16 protein-coding genes are annotated in these 16,923 nt (G+C 59.5%); 5 read left to right on the top strand and 11 right to left on the bottom strand.

Annotated elements, in window-relative coordinates; all coding sequences use genetic code 11:
* Window positions 1–63: 63 nt before the first annotated feature.
* The 9 genes from SM763_RS00630 to guaA all read right to left on the bottom strand — a co-directional run bounded on the left by SM763_RS00630 (window position 64) and on the right by guaA (window position 9,442).
* Window positions 64–1,011: an alpha/beta fold hydrolase gene (locus tag SM763_RS00630; RefSeq protein ID WP_368997019.1), complete on the bottom strand. Its 948-nt coding sequence runs from the start codon at window positions 1,009–1,011 to the stop codon at window positions 64–66.
* A 4-nt stretch (window positions 1,012–1,015) separates the two neighbouring features.
* Entirely contained in the window at window positions 1,016–1,933 is a 918-nt protein-coding gene (gene metA / locus SM763_RS00625; protein WP_368997017.1) for a homoserine O-acetyltransferase MetA, read from the bottom strand.
* A 50-nt stretch (window positions 1,934–1,983) separates the two neighbouring features.
* Window positions 1,984–2,847, bottom strand: coding sequence for an ATPase (locus SM763_RS00620; RefSeq protein WP_368997498.1), 864 nt, complete (start codon window positions 2,845–2,847; stop codon window positions 1,984–1,986).
* Between the two features lie 56 nt (window positions 2,848–2,903).
* On the bottom strand, window positions 2,904–3,818 hold the full coding sequence (locus tag SM763_RS00615) for a DMT family transporter (protein WP_368997015.1): 915 nt from the start codon (window positions 3,816–3,818) through the stop codon (window positions 2,904–2,906).
* Window positions 3,819–3,894: 76 nt separating this feature from the next.
* On the bottom strand, window positions 3,895–4,791 hold the full coding sequence (locus tag SM763_RS00610) for a DMT family transporter (RefSeq protein ID WP_274832200.1): 897 nt from the start codon (window positions 4,789–4,791) through the stop codon (window positions 3,895–3,897).
* A 54-nt stretch (window positions 4,792–4,845) separates the two neighbouring features.
* A complete protein-coding gene (locus tag SM763_RS00605; protein WP_368997014.1) occupies window positions 4,846–5,661 on the bottom strand; it encodes a hypothetical protein in 816 nt (271 codons plus the stop codon).
* A complete protein-coding gene (locus SM763_RS00600) occupies window positions 5,654–6,385 on the bottom strand; it encodes a hypothetical protein (RefSeq protein ID WP_368997013.1) in 732 nt (243 codons plus the stop codon). The genes SM763_RS00605 and SM763_RS00600 overlap by 8 nt, the downstream gene beginning before the upstream one ends.
* Before the next feature lie 397 nt (window positions 6,386–6,782).
* Complete coding sequence (locus SM763_RS00595) at window positions 6,783–7,334, bottom strand: dTDP-4-dehydrorhamnose 3,5-epimerase family protein (RefSeq protein ID WP_368997012.1); 552 nt, start codon at window positions 7,332–7,334, stop codon at window positions 6,783–6,785.
* A gap of 539 nt (window positions 7,335–7,873) precedes the next feature.
* Window positions 7,874–9,442 carry a glutamine-hydrolyzing GMP synthase gene (guaA, locus tag SM763_RS00590; RefSeq protein WP_368997010.1) on the bottom strand — a complete coding sequence of 523 codons (1,569 nt, stop codon included), beginning with the start codon at window positions 9,440–9,442 and terminating at the stop codon, window positions 7,874–7,876.
* A gap of 288 nt (window positions 9,443–9,730) precedes the next feature.
* Between guaA and SM763_RS00585 the strand changes: the two genes are divergently transcribed.
* The gene (locus SM763_RS00585; RefSeq protein WP_368997008.1) at window positions 9,731–11,275 is read left to right on the top strand and encodes a trimethylamine methyltransferase family protein; all 1,545 of its coding nucleotides are present in this window, start codon (window positions 9,731–9,733) and stop codon (window positions 11,273–11,275) included.
* Window positions 11,276–11,380: 105 nt separating this feature from the next.
* On the opposite strand, the gene SM763_RS00580 is transcribed toward SM763_RS00585, so the two are convergent.
* Window positions 11,381–11,671: a DUF6477 family protein gene (locus tag SM763_RS00580; protein WP_368997006.1), complete on the bottom strand. Its 291-nt coding sequence runs from the start codon at window positions 11,669–11,671 to the stop codon at window positions 11,381–11,383.
* A 240-nt stretch (window positions 11,672–11,911) separates the two neighbouring features.
* Here SM763_RS00580 and SM763_RS00575 point away from each other — a divergent pair, with 240 nt between their 5' ends.
* Window positions 11,912–12,970 carry a DUF6456 domain-containing protein gene (locus SM763_RS00575; RefSeq protein ID WP_368997004.1) on the top strand — a complete coding sequence of 353 codons (1,059 nt, stop codon included), beginning with the start codon at window positions 11,912–11,914 and terminating at the stop codon, window positions 12,968–12,970.
* A gap of 44 nt (window positions 12,971–13,014) precedes the next feature.
* Entirely contained in the window at window positions 13,015–13,983 is a 969-nt protein-coding gene (locus tag SM763_RS00570; RefSeq protein WP_274832207.1) for a LysR substrate-binding domain-containing protein, read from the top strand.
* A gap of 3 nt (window positions 13,984–13,986) precedes the next feature.
* On the opposite strand, the gene SM763_RS00565 is transcribed toward SM763_RS00570, so the two are convergent.
* Window positions 13,987–14,535: a peroxiredoxin gene (locus SM763_RS00565; protein WP_065273451.1), complete on the bottom strand. Its 549-nt coding sequence runs from the start codon at window positions 14,533–14,535 to the stop codon at window positions 13,987–13,989.
* Window positions 14,536–14,795: 260 nt separating this feature from the next.
* Between SM763_RS00565 and lipA the strand changes: the two genes are divergently transcribed.
* Together lipA and SM763_RS00555 are read left to right on the top strand one after the other, a co-directional pair.
* Window positions 14,796–15,749 carry a lipoyl synthase gene (lipA, locus tag SM763_RS00560; protein ID WP_368997002.1) on the top strand — a complete coding sequence of 318 codons (954 nt, stop codon included), beginning with the start codon at window positions 14,796–14,798 and terminating at the stop codon, window positions 15,747–15,749.
* Entirely contained in the window at window positions 15,746–16,909 is a 1,164-nt protein-coding gene (locus SM763_RS00555) for an amidohydrolase (RefSeq protein WP_368997000.1), read from the top strand. The genes lipA and SM763_RS00555 overlap by 4 nt, the downstream gene beginning before the upstream one ends.
* Window positions 16,910–16,923: the final 14 nt, after the last annotated feature.

The raw sequence follows: 16,923 nt of genomic DNA, 5'->3' as shown, positions 1-16,923 counted from the left end.
CAAAACCTTCCTGTCCTCAACTCTTTATAGGGCATTGCGCGGCGCAATGTGACTCCGATTTACCTAAAGCCCGGCGCGGGCGGCAGCGCGGTCCACGGCGTCTGTCACATCCCCGGTGGCCACATGGTGTGGCATGTGGCCAATCCCGTCGAGTAGGGTCAGCCGGGCCTGCGGCACGTCCTTGACCAGTCTTGCGGCGTGCAGATGAACCCCAACGGTGGTGTCGGCGTCGCCATGCACAAGCTCGACCGGTACCTTGATGCGGTCATACTGCGGTGCCTGCGCTTTGATATCGCGCAGAAGGTTGGCCCGGTGCAGGGCATTGGCCCGGAGCGATCCGCGCCTGAGGGTCAGTCCGGGACCAAAATGCTCGGCGTATCCTTCTGGCACTGGTTGGGGGGCAAAGACATCCTCCAGCGCGCGGGTCACGGTGCGTTCCGGCACATAGGAGGTGATCAGCGGCACCACCAGACGGCTACCCAGCGGCGAGGCTGTCACTTTGTAGAATGGATCGAGCGAGCCATCCCAAGGGTGCGATACGCCAGAGACCGAGACCAGCGCCGAGAGATCATCCGGATGGTAGACAGCCCAGGTGAGCGCCACGGCCCCGCCATAGCTTTGCCCCAGCACGATGGGACGTTCGGCGCCAAGGCTGGCTGCGGCCTGTTGCAGGAGGGCCGCCTGATCCCGCAGCGTTGCATTGCCAGCCTTTGGCGCTGCGGTATAGCCGAGACCGGGGCGATCGAACATCAGTACGCGGAAACGGTCGGCCAACGCAGGGGCGAGGCGAAAGCTCATATCGCGGGTGCTGCCGTTGGAGCCGTGGATCAGCACCAGATCTGGCGCCGAGCCCTGCGGCTGGCCCATCTCGACCGCGTGCACGCGGGCATCACCCACCTCAATGAACCGGCCTTCAGGCGGGTGGCTGGCCCTGGCGCGGGCCTCCCGCCGGGATCCTTGCAGGGCGGTGATGCCGACGCCTGCAGCCATGGCAAAGGCAAGCGATAACAATGCGCTATTGACCGATGTTGTTCAGATCGAAGGGCGTGCTTTGGTAGATTTGGTTGATCCAGTTGCCATAAAGCAGATGCGCATGGCTGCGCCAGCGGTTCTGCGGCGTGCGGCTGGGGTCATCATCCGGGTAGTAGTTGATCGGCACGTTGATCTCGGTGCCATTGGCAACGTCGCGGTCGTATTCTTGCTTCAGTGTATCACTGTCATATTCGAAGTGATTGAAGATATAGAGCGCGCGATGGTGCGGATCCTCGACCAGACAGGGGCCAACCTCATCACTTCCCAGAAGGGTGATGAGCTCTGGATGGCTGTCGATTTCATCCTGTTTCATCTCGGTCCAGCGCGAGACGGGAATGACGCAATCGTCTGAAAACCCGCGCAGGTAGGGCGAGGCAGGCGCGAGGTTCTTATGCCGGAAGCAGCCAAAGGCCTTGTGATCCAGCATGTGTTTCTTGACGCCGTGGAAATAGTTGATCATCGCCATGCCGCCCCAACAGACGCCAAAGGTGGAGTGCACATTGGTCTGCGTCCATTCAAACACCTCGCGCAGCTCATCCCAATAGGTGACGTTGTCGAAATTCAGATGTTCGATTGGGGCGCCGGTGATGATCAACCCGTCAAAGCGCTCGTCCTTCACCTCCTGAAAGGGGCGATAGAATTCGGCCATATGCTCAGCCGCGGTGTTGCGGGTCTGGTGCTCGGTCATCCGGATCAGAGACAGTTCGATCTGGAGCGGCGTCGCGCCGATCAGCCTGGCGAACTGGTTCTCCGTCTGGATCTTCTTCGGCATCAGATTAAGCAGGCCGATGCGCAGCGGGCGGATATCCTGACGCGCCGCCTGATCCGGCGACATGACCATCACGCCTTCGTTCGTCAGAACGTCATAGGCGGGCAGGTCAGAAGGGATCTTGATAGGCATGTCAGGTCCTTGCGGTTCATGTGTTGGGCTGAGGGCAAGAGATAAGCTGCCTAGGCGGCACTCTCAAGTGCGCTGGCGATCAAGTCCTCGAAACCAGCCTCGTCGCGCACGGCGCTGATCTGGTCGGCGGTGACGGTCACACCCCAGTTCTGCGCCATCGCCTCATAGCGCGGCTGACGGTGCGCCAGCGCCTGCGCATAGGTCCAGCGAATGAAGGCATCGGGGTCAACATCCGCCTCTGGTACATTGTTTTTGCTAAGATAGTCTTCCCAGACCCTGCTCAGGAACTCCGGCTGATAGGACATCGGTTTGGGCGCGCGATCAAAGCGGCGAATCAACTCTTCGGTATGGGCCTCGTCACCTTTGATCCAGACCATTAGCGTGTGTTTGGACAGTTCGGTCAGGACCGGATCGTTCGGATCCGCGGCATCCACCCATTCACAGATCGATCCACCAGTGTCGCAGATGAAATGCGGATAGCCATAAAGCCTCTCGGCCCGGTCGATGAAATATTCGGTATCCAGCAGGGCGTGGATTTCGGCCAGGCGAAACTGTTCCTGACGGCGACGGTATTCGCTCATCGGGAGGCCCCCCATGGCCGGGCTGCCGGGTTTGCCGAGGTAGGAGGAGACCGGTGTCAGGTTGTCGAAGGTAATATTCGATCCGATGTAGATCGAATCCGACAGCAGCAGATCACGCAGGAAGGGGACCTTCATCGCCTCGGCCTTGGCGTTGTCGGCGATGTATTCGCCCATGTAGCGAGTGCCGATGCGGTAATCGATCGAGTAGTGGAACCAGCCCCCCGCGCCGCGCAGGATGTTGCTGATGTAGGTCTTGCCGAGTCCCGACATGCCAAAGAACAGCACGCGTTTGCTGGGGGCGTCGCGCCACGCCTGAGCGGAAGAATAAAGCATTGGCATTCCAGATCCTTGATCACCTGGCGCCTTGCTAGCCAGTGTCTGCGGCCGGGTCAATTCCGCCGAAGGCGTCGGGGCAGGGGAATGCGCCCCTGAATGATCAGCAGGCCAAGCGCCAGAAGCGCAAATCCGGGGTAGGCATGGGGCGGCAGGGCCTCGCCCAGCACCACGGCGCCCAGAAGGATGGCAACGGGCGGGATCATCAGCGTCACCAGCATCAGGTTGCCGCTGCCCGCCATCGCCAGCACCCGGTAGTACAGAAGATATGCCCCCGCCGTAGCAAAGACCGCATAGTAGAAAATCGCGAGCCAGGTGACTGGCATCAGATCAAGGCGCGGCACCCCATCCACAACCAGCGTGAGGGGCAGCAGGATCAGGGCGGAGCCTGTCAACATTCCCGCAGCGGCCACTTGCGGCTTCAGGCCAGCGAGGTGCTGTTTTGCCCAGACCGCTGCAAACGCGTAGGAGAGCGTGCCGGTCAAAACTGCCAGCTGCGCCGCGCTGCGCGGATCGAAATCTGCAAAACTGCTGAGGCCAATGGCCGTCGATACACCCAGAAACCCCAAGGCGACTCCGATGGCCCGCCGTGCCGTGATCCTTTCATCGGCAAAGAACAGCGCGGCCACCAGAACTCCGAATATTGCCGTTGTGGCATTCAGTATCGAGGTCAGCCCGGTTTCGATATGGAGCTGTCCCCAGGCCATCAGCACGAAGGGGATCACGTTGTTGAGCAGCCCCATCACCAGAAAACTCCCCCAGACCTGGGGCGCGCGCGGCAGCGGCAGACGCAGGAGGAGTACCGCAACCCAAAGGACCACGGCGCCGCCCGCGCAACGGTAGAATACCGAGGTCAGTACCGGCACTTCGTTGAGTGTGATGCGGATCGACAGAAAGGAGGCGCCCCAGAGGCAGGCCAATAGGCTCAGCTCGACCCAGGCGCGGGGGGATATGGAATGCTGCGTTGTCATGCCGCTTTTCTGCGCCGAAAGGGATGCTGCCGCGACCCGTTTCCTGCGGCTTCATCTGCCGTTTGGGCAGAAAGCCCTAGCCGATGCGCGCACCGCGCGGGCGCAGCCTGCCGGACGCATCCAGAATGTTGATGTAGTTCGCAGCGAAAATCACCACAGCGCCGAGCAGGGTCCAGATCACCACCTCTTCGCCGTATAGGATCATCGCCAGAATCGCGATGGCGGGTAGACGGGTGAAATCGATCGGCATCACCACGGTGGCCGGGGCCAGCGACAGGGCGTTGGTCAGGCAGAAATGCGCGGTAAGGCCAGCAAGGCCAATCAGTACCAGCCAGGGCAGGGTGGCTGCATCCGGCACCGCTACATCGCCATCCCAGCCTGCCATGGCAAAGCCGAACACCAGTTGCATGGAGGTGAGCCAGAACAGGATAGAGGCGATGCTTTCGTGGCGGGTCAGGCGCTTGGTGAAAATCGCCGTCAGGGCAAAGAAAATCGCGCAGCCAGCCGCCGCCAGAACACCGGCGTTTATCGTTTCCGGCGAGGGGCGCGCGACGATCAGAATGCCGATGAAACCCAGCATTGCCGCGCCCGCCCGCACCCGCGTCATACGCTCGCCTAGCATCAGGGGCGACAGGATGATCACCCAGATGGGGGAGGTGAATTCAAGAGAGAAGACCTGAGCCAGCGGAATGACCGTTACGGCGAAGAACCATAGGTTCTGGCCGGTAAAATGCGCCAGATTACGCACCAGGTGCAGCCCCATGCGCTCGCGGCTGACCTGATGCCATTTGCCGGTCAGTGTCAGGATCGCCACCACCACGATCACGCCCACCACGCTGCGGTAGGCCATGATCTCAAAGGTATCGAGCGTCAGCCCCGCCTCGCGCCCGGCGATGGCCATGGAGGAGAACGAGACGATCGAGCCGGTCATCCACAGTGCCGCCTTGGCGATCTGTATTGGCTGCTCTTGCATTGTGTCGTCCCCCGCATGGCTTGGGCAGCAAGAAGGCCCAATTGCATGGAAGGGTCAAGAGGAGGCAGCGACCTGTGGCTGTTTCTTGTGTGACTGATCCAGGCTAAACTCCGCGTCCAGGTACTGGGCCACCAGCGCTTGGGCGTCGAAACCGGTTTTCGACAGAAAAGTGTCGATCTCATCGATCAGCCCAACGTCAGGAGGCGCCACATTCGCATTGGCCTTTGGAGGAAGCGTTGCGGCTTGGTCTCGGCCAAGATCTGCAAGCAGCTTGCGGGCGCCCTCAGGCGTGATGACGTCTTCCAGCTGAGCATGCACAAATCTGACGCGGTCGCCGTAAACTTGTTCATAGTAATGCTGACGGCATTCCATTTCGAGCGTGTACCAAAGCGCGGTCCCGACGACGCCCATTTTCAGGAAGGACTCGGGTTTCAGGATGACATTGCGATAATTGGGGGCCAGGTACCATTGCCACAATAGCGTCATGTTCCCGCAATCATTGCGCTGGATGTAGCTGGCGCATTGTTTGGCTAGGTTCCGGCGTAGGATGATGACTGTCGTATCGTCGCAGCGCGGATGATCGATCAGAGTTTCGATCAGACCACATTTGCCGAGCGTGTGGTTGGTTTCCGCATAGGGCTTATCTTTTGGCAGGCTTGCCATCTTTCGGCCCCAGAACCCGCGGACCACGTCATCCATCCCGCGCATATTGAAGGAGCGCATGGTGCGAATATCCGGCATGGTATTGCCAAAATCGTCAATGCCGAACGGTTCGTGCACGGTTGGAAAGCCTAGGTTCGCTTCCAAAAACTTGGCAAGCCAGGCGCTGCCAGACCGGCCTGCTGCGAGGGAGAATATGAGCTCAGACATGGATTGTGTCCTTTGTTTGTGCTGCTTGGGGGGGCGCATGTGACAATGGATTCTGATAGCCAAAAAAGGCGATTTCTTCCTTGCACTCTTCTGCGATGATCTCTGCCGCGGCAGGGAACATGGAATATGTTTCCGCGACAGATGTGCCCCATTTGGGGCGGATATTGCTCTTGGCGTTCAACGCCTGGAACAGATCTTTCAGGCCCGGCACCTGAAGCGACTCCATGTCATCCGCAAGGCATTCATACCGCAGATAGCTGTCGAGAGCGGCTTCTCCTGTAAGGGGTGCGATCCGGGCATTGTCGTGCAGAAAGCTCCGGTGACGGTCGATAAACTCGTCAAAATGCATCCCGGTTGCGGTGCCGCCCACCCAGAAATAGCGCGAAATTGCCACATCGAAGGGGTCACGCCAGATGGTAATCTTGCGATATCCGTCCCAGACGTCGGGTGGAATAAGGGCCTTAGCCCTTGGGGCCGGGATGTGGTTGACGAAATCTCCTGAACTTCTCCAGTATTCTTCGCCATCAGCGTTGCGCCATATCGGAGCGATATAATTCTGCGGGCCGAGAATCCCCAGCCTGCGGCGCAAAGCCTCGTCATCCAGAGCAATGGGGGTGATGACGCTGTCGCCATCGCACAGACTCGACAGGGCGATCTCGAACGACGTTCCCCCGACCTTCATCGTCTTGATGAAAATGAGCCTGAGAGGGTGGCAAATGATCACGGGTCAGCCTTTGCGTACTGGAGCAACGCCAAGCAAACTAGGAAGGATGTGTTAAAAATATGTATTCTTAAGTTGAAAAAAGGGAGGTTCGAACCCGGTCGAAAATCTTCGTAAGTGTCAGAGCAAAATTATCCGGTCGTTAAAGTGCTCAAGGCGGACGGGATAGCTATCGAAAATCGGCAACACCGTATTGCTAGATTGTATTGCCTCAGCGCATCACTGTTGCGTACAGGAGTGAAGGTAAAATGTATTCCGTCGCCGCTTGTTAAATAAATAATACGGTGTGGAGCGGATGTTTAAGGAGCCGTTTGAAGTGTTTCAGAGCATTCATCAACGCTCCGTTTTCAACCATATTTTGATCCAATAAGGTCTCAGGTCGAATAATCCTTTGAGTGCATCAGAGAACCTCGTTCAACCCCGGAAGCGCTGCGTCTTTTTCGCTGATAATAGGGCTTTGTACCGGCCATTGAAATCCAAATGAATCAAAATGAATTCCGGTGTCAGAAGCCGCGTCAAAATGATTTGTCTGATGATAAACAACTACGGCCTCTTCGCTAAGAACCAGAAAGCCGTGCGCGTATCCATCCGGAATTAATAGGCTTTTCCGGTTGCTGTCGGATAGGTTAACGGAGAAAAATTTACCTTTGTTTCGTTCGTTTGACGCTCCGCCCACTCCAACAATAACGTCAATAATCTCGCCTTTGACAACGCTTACAATTTTTGCGCAGCCATAAGGGGCGGTCTGGTAATGCATTCCGCGTATAACGTTCTTTTTCGAAATACTGCATAGAGACTCTCGGATTTCAATGGATTCCCCTAGGTTTAACTCATCGAACATCTTGGAATTATATGTTTTGGTAAATATCCCCCGTTCGTCGGCGTGTGTGAAACGTTTTAGGACAAAGACATCATCCAGCGTAGTGGGGATTTTTTCGAACTGATTAGCCATTGTTTTTGTCTCGTTTCGAATTTTCATAATGCCATAGGTTTTGTAGTCGGGGGGTGGGGCGTAGTCAAGATTTGGTGCGGTGTTTGCGCGGAACTCTCTCTTTCCTGGGAAAGAAACGAGTGCCGGTGTGTGCAGGAAATGTACGAGGTTTTAGTCACCGAAATTGGTGACGTTATTCCCGTGCAGAAGAGACAGTCCGTACGTGCGCCTGCTGCGGCAGGGCCTATTTGTTTCTACGGGAGAGCGCAGACCACAGCATGGTTTGGCGCGGTCAGGGCTTCGTTGCCGAGATGATTGGGGGGCCTTGATTGGTCAGTCGTCACGACAGAGTTGCACGCCATCCGTACCAGCCGAGGGACGTTTTTCAAAGAGACTTCGCAAGACAATGGGATGCGGGACGTCATCACTCGAAACCTGAGCCACACTCCCCATTCTCAGAGTTGGAGGTCTGAACCTCGGAAAATCAATGTTAGGTCTGAGCGCCCAAGAAGAATGTGTAAGCCGTCAATCTAAAGTATCAACGACTTACACGCGAAGGATCATTCCCACTCGATCGTGCCCGGAGGCTTGGAGGTGATGTCGTAGGTGCAGCGGTTGATGCCCTTGACCTCGTTGATGATCCGGGTGGCGGTTTCGCCGAGGAACTCGTGGGTGAACGGATAGTAATCCGCAGTCATACCATCGACCGAAGTCACCGCGCGCAGGGCACAGGCATAGTCATAGGTGCGGCCATCTCCCATTACGCCGACGGTACGCACCGGCAGGATCGCGACAAATGCCTGCCAGATCTCGTCATAAAGGCCATGCTTGCGGATCTGGTCAATATAGACCGCGTCGGCCTCACGCAGGATGTCCAGCTTTTCGCGGGTGATCTCGCCGGGGCAGCGGATGGCAAGACCCGGTCCGGGGAAGGGGTGACGACCGATAAAGCTTTGCGGCAGGCCCAACTCGCGGCCCAGCGCTCGGACCTCGTCCTTGAACAGCTCGCGCAGGGGTTCGACCAGTTTCAGACCCATCTTTTCAGGCAGGCCGCCCACGTTGTGGTGGGATTTGATCGTGACCGAAGGCCCGCCCGAGAAGGACACGGACTCAATTACATCAGGGTAGAGCGTACCCTGAGCGAGGAATTCGGCGCCTTCGATGGTGTCGGCGTGTTTCTGGAACACGTCGATGAACAGCTTGCCGATGATCTTGCGCTTGGTTTCCGGGTCGGACTGGCCTTCCAGTTCCCCCAGAAACAGGTCCTGCTCATCCGCGTGGATCAGGCGCATGTTGTAATTGTCGCGGAACATGGTGACGACCTCTTCGGCCTCACCCTTGCGCAGTAAACCGTGGTCAACAAAGACGCAGGTCAGCTGATCGCCGATCGCCTCGTGGATCAGCACGGCCGCAACCGAGCTGTCGACGCCGCCGGACAGACCGCAGATCACCTGCTTGTCGCCGACCTGATCGCGGATCGCCTGGATTGCCTGTTCGCGGTATGCGCCCATGGTCCAGTCGCCGCTGAACCCGGCCAGCTTGACGAAGTTCTCATAGAGTTTGGCGCCGTTCGGCGTGTGATGCACCTCGGGGTGGAATTGCACCGCGTAGAAATTGCGCGAGACATCTGCGGTGATTGCAAAGGGGGCGTTGGGCGATGTTCCGTAGACCTTGAAACCCGGTGCAATTTCGCTGACGTGGTCGCCATGCGACATCCAGACCTGCTCGCGGTCGCTGTCGTCCTGGAACCATCCGTTCAGCAGCGGCAGGGAGTCGACGGTCGGGGTCACATAGGCGCGGCCGAATTCGGCGGTGCCGTGGCCCGACAGCACCTTGCCGCCCAACTGGTGCATCATCACCTGCTGGCCGTAGCAGATGCCAAGGATCGGCACGCCATAGTCAAAAATCTCTTGCGGCACGCGGGGGGATCCCTCGCGGGTCACACTGTCCGGCCCCCCGGAGAAGATCACGGCCTTGGGCGCCATTTCGCGCACAAAGTCCATCGTGACATTCTGGTAGGGGTGGATTTCGCAATAGACGTTCAGCTCGCGCAGGCGACGCGCAATAAGCTGCGTGACCTGGCTGCCAAAGTCGATAATCAGGAGGCGGTCATGGGATGTCTGGCTCATGTCTGGCTCATAGGGGCAGACAGGGCGGCTGGCAAGAGGGCAGATGGCCTGAAACCTGTCTCTGCAAGGATTTGCGCCCCAAAGGTGCGGCTTTGATGGCTAATCAGAGATGCAAGGCCCAGCTGAACGACATCGTCATCGCAGACGGCGCAATACTGTACAGAGGTGCCCAGAAATTTTGCCGCGAATATGTCGGTTTTCAACCTGATTGGCCGTTATCCTTCGGCGCCGCGCCGGGGCAAGGGCGTAGACACGAGGTCAATGACACGGCTTTGGTGAGGAAAAACAATGACTGAAGCAGCACCGCGCCGGCGCAGCCGGGGGGGCGGAGGCGCCGCCCGTCGCGCCGAACGTTCGAGCATCAAGATCGAAACCGCCAAGTACATTGAGCGGAACATTCCGAACTTTGAAGTTCTGACTGAGGAAGCCATAGAGATTATCGAGACCAACGCCGAGACCATCCTCGAAGAGGTCGGCGTCAACTTCGTCGATAATCCTGCGGCACTGGAGCGCTGGAGGGCCGCTGGTGCGGATGTTCAGGGCGAACGGGTCCGTATTCCCCGTGGTCTGGCCCGCAAACTGTGCGAAACCGCGCCCAGCACCTTCACCCAGCACGCGCGCAACCCGGAGAAAAGCGTCGAAATCGGCGGCAAGAATCTGGTGCTGGCGCCGATCTATGGCCCGCCCTTCGTGCGCGATGCCAAAGGTGGCCGTCGTTATGCGACGCTGGAGGATTTCCAGAAGTTCGTGAAGTTGGGCTATATGTCCAAATGGTTGCACCATTCCGGTGGCACCGTGTGTGAGCCGACCGACGTGCCGGTCAACAAGCGTCACCTCGACATGCTGCTGGCGCATATGACGCTGAGCGACAAACCCTTCATGGGATCGGTCACTGAACCGAGTCGCGCGCAGGATTCGGTTGATATGTGCGGCGTCTTGTTCGGCAAGGAGTTCGTGCAGGACAACACCGTGATGACCTCGCTCATCAACATCAACTCGCCGATGACCTTCGACGATGTGATGATGGGCGCGCTGGAAGTCTATGCCAAGAACAACCAGGCCTGCATCATTTCGCCCTTTATCGTTGGCGGCGCCATGGCGCCGGTGTCGGTGGCGGGCACCTTGACGCAGGTTCTGGCCGAGGTTCTGGCCGGTGTGGCCTATAGCCAGCTGATCCGTCCGGGCGCTCCGGTCATCTTTGGCGCCTTCGTTTCTTCCATCGATATGAACTCCGGCGCTCCGACCTTTGGCACGCCCGAGGCATCGCTGGTGACCTATGGTGCGGGCCAACTGGCGCGCCGTCTGGGTCTGCCGTTCCGCTCGGCCGGGTCGTTCTGCGGCTCGAAACTGCCCGATGCTCAAGCCGCCTATGAGACAGCAAACTCGCTCAACATGGGGCTGATGTCCGGCGTCAACTTCATGCTGCACTCCTGTGGCTGGCTCGAAGGTGGTCTGGTGGCCGATTTCGAAAAATTCGTGATGGATGCCGATCAGCTTGGCGTGCTGCACGGGTTGGCCAAGGGCGTCACCGTCAGCGAAGACGATCAGGCGATGGATGCCATCCGCGAAGTAGGTCCCGGCGGCCATTATCTGGGCTGCGCCCATACGCAGGCGAACTTTAAAACGGCGTTCTGGAAATCCGATCTGCTGGATTACAAGCCCTTTGAAACCTGGGAAGAGGAAGGCGCACGCGACACCTATGCGCTTGCCTCTGCGCGGGTTGATCACCTGCTGGCGACCTATCAGCCGCCTGCGCTGGACCCGGCGATCAAGGATGCATTGGAAGCCTACGTGGCTGAGAAAAAGGCATCCATGCCGGATTCCTTCCTGTAAGCCTCGGAAAGCTGGGGGCTGTCCGGCATGGGCGGTCCTGTAAGGCGGTGGCCATGCGGATGCCGCCTTTTTCTGTTCTGTCGAATGAGTAACGCCCCGAGAGGATCATGTTTCCTTACTGCTCCGCAGGAGATTTGCCTCTCCCATCAGCGCGATCAGCACCTCGATATGGCGGCGCAGGTCATACCCCGCATCGCGCAGCAGGCGGCATGCGTTGAGCTCATACTCCATGTCCAACAGTTTCAGGATCGCTGCCGACGGGCTGGGCCGGGCGCCATATCCCAGCAATCGGTTCAGGCTCTTCTCCCGCAGGTAGCTGCTGGCGCCAATTCTGGCGGTGAGGACAAGAAGGCGGGGTCGGTGCAACGCCGCTAGGCGGCTAAGAACATCTTGCATCGCGCGGGTCCTTTCTGTGACGACGGGCGGCGATGTCATAACGCAACCAAAACGGGTGTTGCGGCGCAGGGCATACTAGCGCGCGCTGTATTGTTGGTTGATTGATATAAATTTGAAATGAATGATGGTCGGACGCGAAGTTTTGTTTAAAAACAGGTGAGTAGGACGCGATCCCCTTGTGGGTAACCATGGGGGTGCCCCGTGGATTATTCCCTGAACAACAGTCGGGGATCTGATATCATGGGTACACTATCTGTTTCGAAGCTGCCGGACTGGCTTCCCGAGGATGCGCAAAGGTATCTGCAGCATACGGAAACAGGGCAATCGATCCGGCAACTGGCCCGTCAGGCGGGCTGTCATCCGTCTACGGTGCTGCGGCAGGTGCGCCGGATTGAGATCCGGCGCGACGACCCGTTAATCGATAGCATTCTGACTGCGCTGGCGTGTTGGCATTCTGGGGCTGAGGAAAGCGGGGCGCTGCCGCCTTCGCAAACTGCCCTGCTTGAAGCCCGTTCTGTTGAAATCCTCACGCGTCTTGCGCAACCCGGCGCTGTTCTGGCGGTGGCCGAGGGTATGGAAACCGCTGTGGTGGTCCGGCAGGGCGATCCGGTCGAGGCGAAGCTGTCGGTGAGCCGCGGGCTGGCCGGGGCGATGGCGCTTTTGACCTGGATTGATTGCACCCGGTCCGGACGGCTCAGCCGCTACCAGATCACCAGTAACGGTCGTAACCTTCTGACCCGGCTGATCGCCGAGCGTGAGAACAAGGCACGCAACCGTGCCGAAAACGGAATCGCGGCCCTTGCCGGGGGGCCCAGCGGCCACAAAGGACAATCGCCACGCCCCAGGCGCACGCGTTATGGCGGCGGGGAGACACCGATGGATATGTTGGCGCGGCTTATCGACAAGAACGGCGAGCCCTTCCTGCCGCCCGACCTGGTTCGGGTCGGCAAACGTCTGCGCGAGGATTTCGAAGTGGCCCAGATCGGCAATCACCTGATGCAGGAGGCGGCTTATTTCGGCGGTGAGTCCTGTGCCAGACCGGAACCAACCCCGATGCCAAGCGCAACAGCCCGGGCGGCCCGGGACCGGGCGCGGCGGGCACTGGCGGCCCTTGGCGCCGGGCTCAGCGATATCGCCCTGCGCTGTTGTTGCTACCTTGAGGGGCTTGAGGCGGCAGAGCGGCAGCTTGGCTGGTCGGCGCGATCTGGAAAGATCGTGCTGCGCATCGCCCTGCAGCAGCTGCAATCCCACTACGAATCCTGCGGACAGGAGGGAGAGCAGGAAAGACTGATCGGGTGATAGCTGCGACTTGTGGTTTTGATTGGCTGGGATAAATAGAAGCTATGAACTTCACTCTACGACAACTGACCTATTTTCAGGCGCTTTGCGCCAACAGGAACTTTGGCCGCGCTGCCGAGGCCTGTCATGTCTCCCAACCGGCGCTGTCGGTTCAGATCCGCGCGCTTGAGGACGTGATGGGCGGTCCCCTGGTGGAACGCCGAGCCCGCGATGTGGTGCTGACCCCGCTGGGGCGGCAGGTGCTGGCGCAGGCCGACGCGGTGCTTCAGGCGGCCGAGACCCTGGCGCGCACGGCCCGGGATCAAAGCAGCGGACGACGTAGTCTTGTCCTTGGGGTGATTCCCACCGTTGCGCCCTATCTACTACCCGGAACGCTGGCGCAGCTGCGCGCGGTTGATTTGCAGTTGGCGATTCAAGTGCGCGAGGCCACGACAGAGCGGCTGCTGGCACTGTTACAGGCCGGGGAGCTGGATGCAGCGGTGCTGGCCTTGCCCAGTGGCGGTAATGGTCTGGTCGAGGTTGAATTGTTTCGCGACCGGTTCCTGCTGGCGGGCTCCTGCAACCGGCTGGAGCAGATCAATGCCCATGGTCCCGGCATTCGCCCGCAGGATCTGCGATCAGAGCAGCTGATGCTGCTGGAGGATGGGCACTGCCTGACCGATCAGGCGCTCGATATCTGCGGGATGCAACGTACCGCGCCGGAAATCAATATGGGGGCGGGATCGCTGGCCACCCTGTCACGACTGGTTGCGGCAGGATTCGGCCTGACCCTGATGCCGGAAATTGCCGCGCAGGCAGAATGCGGCGGTGCAGAAGGATTGCGAGTACAGAGGTTCCCCGAGCCGCAGCCATATAGGCGTATCGGGCTGGTGCGACGCGATTCAACCGATGGCGAAGGCTGGTTCGAACAGCTAGCCGAGGTCGTCAGATCAGTGGGGGAAGGGATTGTCAGCCAGTGCAGGCAGGACAGCGGGCACGCGCCGGGCGCGCCCGCTGAAGATCAGGAGGCCTGAAGATCAGGCTGCAACTTCCGCCTTGGCGGTTTTCAGGTAGTTCAGCACGGTTTCGGGCGAGGAGACGCCATAGGGATCTTCGGCGTGGTTGTCCGACAGGCCGGGCTCTTCGAACCAGGCTTCGACGACACCGTCCTTGACGATGGCGGCATAACGCCAGCTGCGCGCGCCAAAGCCGAGGTTGTCCTTGGCCACCAGCATGCCCATCTTACGGGTGAACTCGCCGGAACCGTCCGGGATAACCTGAACGTTTTCAAGGTTTTGCGATTCCGCCCATTTGTTCATCACAAAGCTGTCGTTGACCGACATGCAGTAGATCGCATCGATACCTTCGGCTTTGAAATCGGCAAAGCCGTTTTCGAAACCGGGCAGCTGGTAGGTGGAGCATGTCGGGGTGAAGGCGCCCGGCAGCGAGAACAGCACAACGCGCTTGCCCGCGAAATAGTCGGCGGTGGTTTTGTCTTCCCAGCGGAACGGGTTCGGGCCTTCGATCGCTTCGTCGCGAACGCGGGTGTGGAAGGTTACCTCGGGCAGTTTGACGCCAGCTTTCATGTCGGTCTCCATATGGTGAAAATCGGTTCTGGGCGCTGGCTTAATAAACTTGCGCAAACGCTGCAATGGGGAATGCTGCACAAGCAATGTTCAGCGCCGCATTGCAGAGATGGATGATCACAAGACTGGCACGATGCCGCTGAAGGCGCGGTTCGGCGGCGGTTGCGAAATGGTGAAACCAGGGTTGCAGAAATGGCCGTGTCATTGCCGTGTGGCTGTGATACATCAGCGGATGAACAGTTGCCGCAAGGGAAAAACCCGTGAGAGACCTGAAAATCCCCGCGCAGCGCCACCCGGAAAAGGCGCACCGCCCCGATAACGAACAGCCGAAGAAACCCAGCTGGATTCGCGTGAAGGCGCCCGGTGGAAAAGGCTATGCCGACACCCACAAGATCATGCGGGAAAACAATCTTGTGACCGTCTGTGAAGAGGCCGGCTGCCCCAATGTGGGCGAATGCTGGAGCCAGGGCCACGCCACCATGATGATCATGGGCGAGGTCTGCACCCGGGCCTGCACCTTCTGCAACATTGCCACCGGCAAGCCGCCCGAGGAACTGGACGCCTTTGAGCCGGGCCGGGTCGCCCATGCGGTGGAAAAACTGGGTCTCAACCACGTTGTGATCACATCCGTTGACCGCGACGATATTGAGGACGGCGGCGCCGAGCATTTCGCTCAGACGATCCGGGCCGTGCGCCACCGCAGCCCGAAGACCACGATCGAAATCCTGACCCCGGATTTCATCAAATGCGCGCCGGAAGTGCTGGAAACCGTCGTTGAAGCTCGCCCGGATGTGTTCAACCACAATCTGGAAACCGTGCCGGGGCTCTACCCCGAGGTGCGTCCGGGCGCGCGGTATTTCCATTCGCTGCGCCTTTTGCAGCGGGTGAAGGAGCTGGATCCGTCGATGTTCACCAAATCGGGAATCATGGTTGGCCTCGGCGAGGACGCGCAGGCGGTGAAGCAGGTGATGGACGATATGCGCGCTGCGGATATCGATTTCCTGACCATCGGCCAGTATCTGCAGCCGACCCCGAAACACCACGCAGTGGATCGTTTTGTGACGCCCGAGGAATTCGCCTCTTATGAAAAGGCGGCCTACGGCAAGGGCTTCCTGATGGTCTCGGCCACGCCGCTGACCCGGTCGTCCTATCACGCAGGGGATGACTTTGACCGGCTGCGCGAGGCCCGGAATGCAAGGCTGGGTCGGGCATGACGCCTGAGCGTCGGGCGCAGCTGACCGCGCTGCGCCACAGGCTTCACACAATCCCGGAAGTCTCTGGCAGTGAAGAAAAAACTGCCGATGTGGTTGCGGGGTATCTACGCCAACACGCGCCGGATGAATTGTTGACCGGGCTGGGCGGACACGGCGTTGCGGCCGTCTATCGTGGCGCTGCCGAGGGTCCGACGGTGCTGATCCGTTGTGAGCTGGATGGGTTGCCGATCGAGGAAGTCTCTGACGCCGACTACCGGTCGGGTCATGCAGGGCGCGGGCATCTGTGCGGTCATGACGGCCATATGGTGATGGTTGCCGCCCTGGCGGAGGATCTGGCGCGCACCCGTCCGCAAACGGGCCGGGTGGTGCTGCTGTTCCAACCCGCCGAGGAAACCGGTAAGGGCGCCGCGGCTGTTATTGCAGATCCGCAATTTGAACGCATCCAACCGGACTATGCCTTTGCACTTCACAACTATCCGGGTCTCGCCGCCGGTGCGGTGGCCCTGTGTCAAGGACCCGCAAATTGCGCGTCGCGCGGCATGCGGATCCGTCTCATGGGCAAGACCTCCCATGCAGCGGCGCCGCAGGACGGGGTATCCCCAGCCGGGGCATTGACCAAGCTGATGCCGGGACTGGTGGCACTGGGGCCGGGCGGAGAGATGTCCGCCGATTTCGCCCGCGTAACCCTTACCCACGCCTGGCTGGGGGAGCCGACATTCGGCATCGCGCCGGGAGAGGCGGAAATCTGGGTCACCCTGCGCACCGTCACCGATTCCCGGATGGAGCAGTTGACGGAGGAGGCCAACGCGGTTCTTGCAGAGGTCTGCGCGGCAGAGGGGCTGGAATACACCGTTTCCTATGACGATGTCTTTGATGCGTGCACCAACCACCCTGAGGCAACCGAGATCTTGTCTTTTGGCGCAGAAACAGCGGGTTACCCAGCGCAGTTGTGGCAGGTGCCACAGCCGTGGTCAGAGGATTTTGGTCAATTCTCCAAAGTAGCCAAATCCGCTATGTTCTGGCTCGGCGCAGGCGAGACCATGCCGCAGCTTCACAATCCGGATTATGATTTCCCGGATGAGCTTATCCCCGTTGGGTCTGCGATCTTTGCCGCTGCAATCGACGCTGTTCTGAACCAGGCGCCAGGTGGCAACCACTGAACGAGGTTACCGCC

It is taken from the genome of Pseudophaeobacter sp. C1-32P7, from assembly GCF_041008775.1.
Taxonomy (GTDB): domain Bacteria; phylum Pseudomonadota; class Alphaproteobacteria; order Rhodobacterales; family Rhodobacteraceae; genus Phycobacter; species Phycobacter gallaeciensis_A.
Note: the sequence above shows the minus strand (reverse complement) of the source record. Positions and strands in the feature narration are given on the sequence as shown.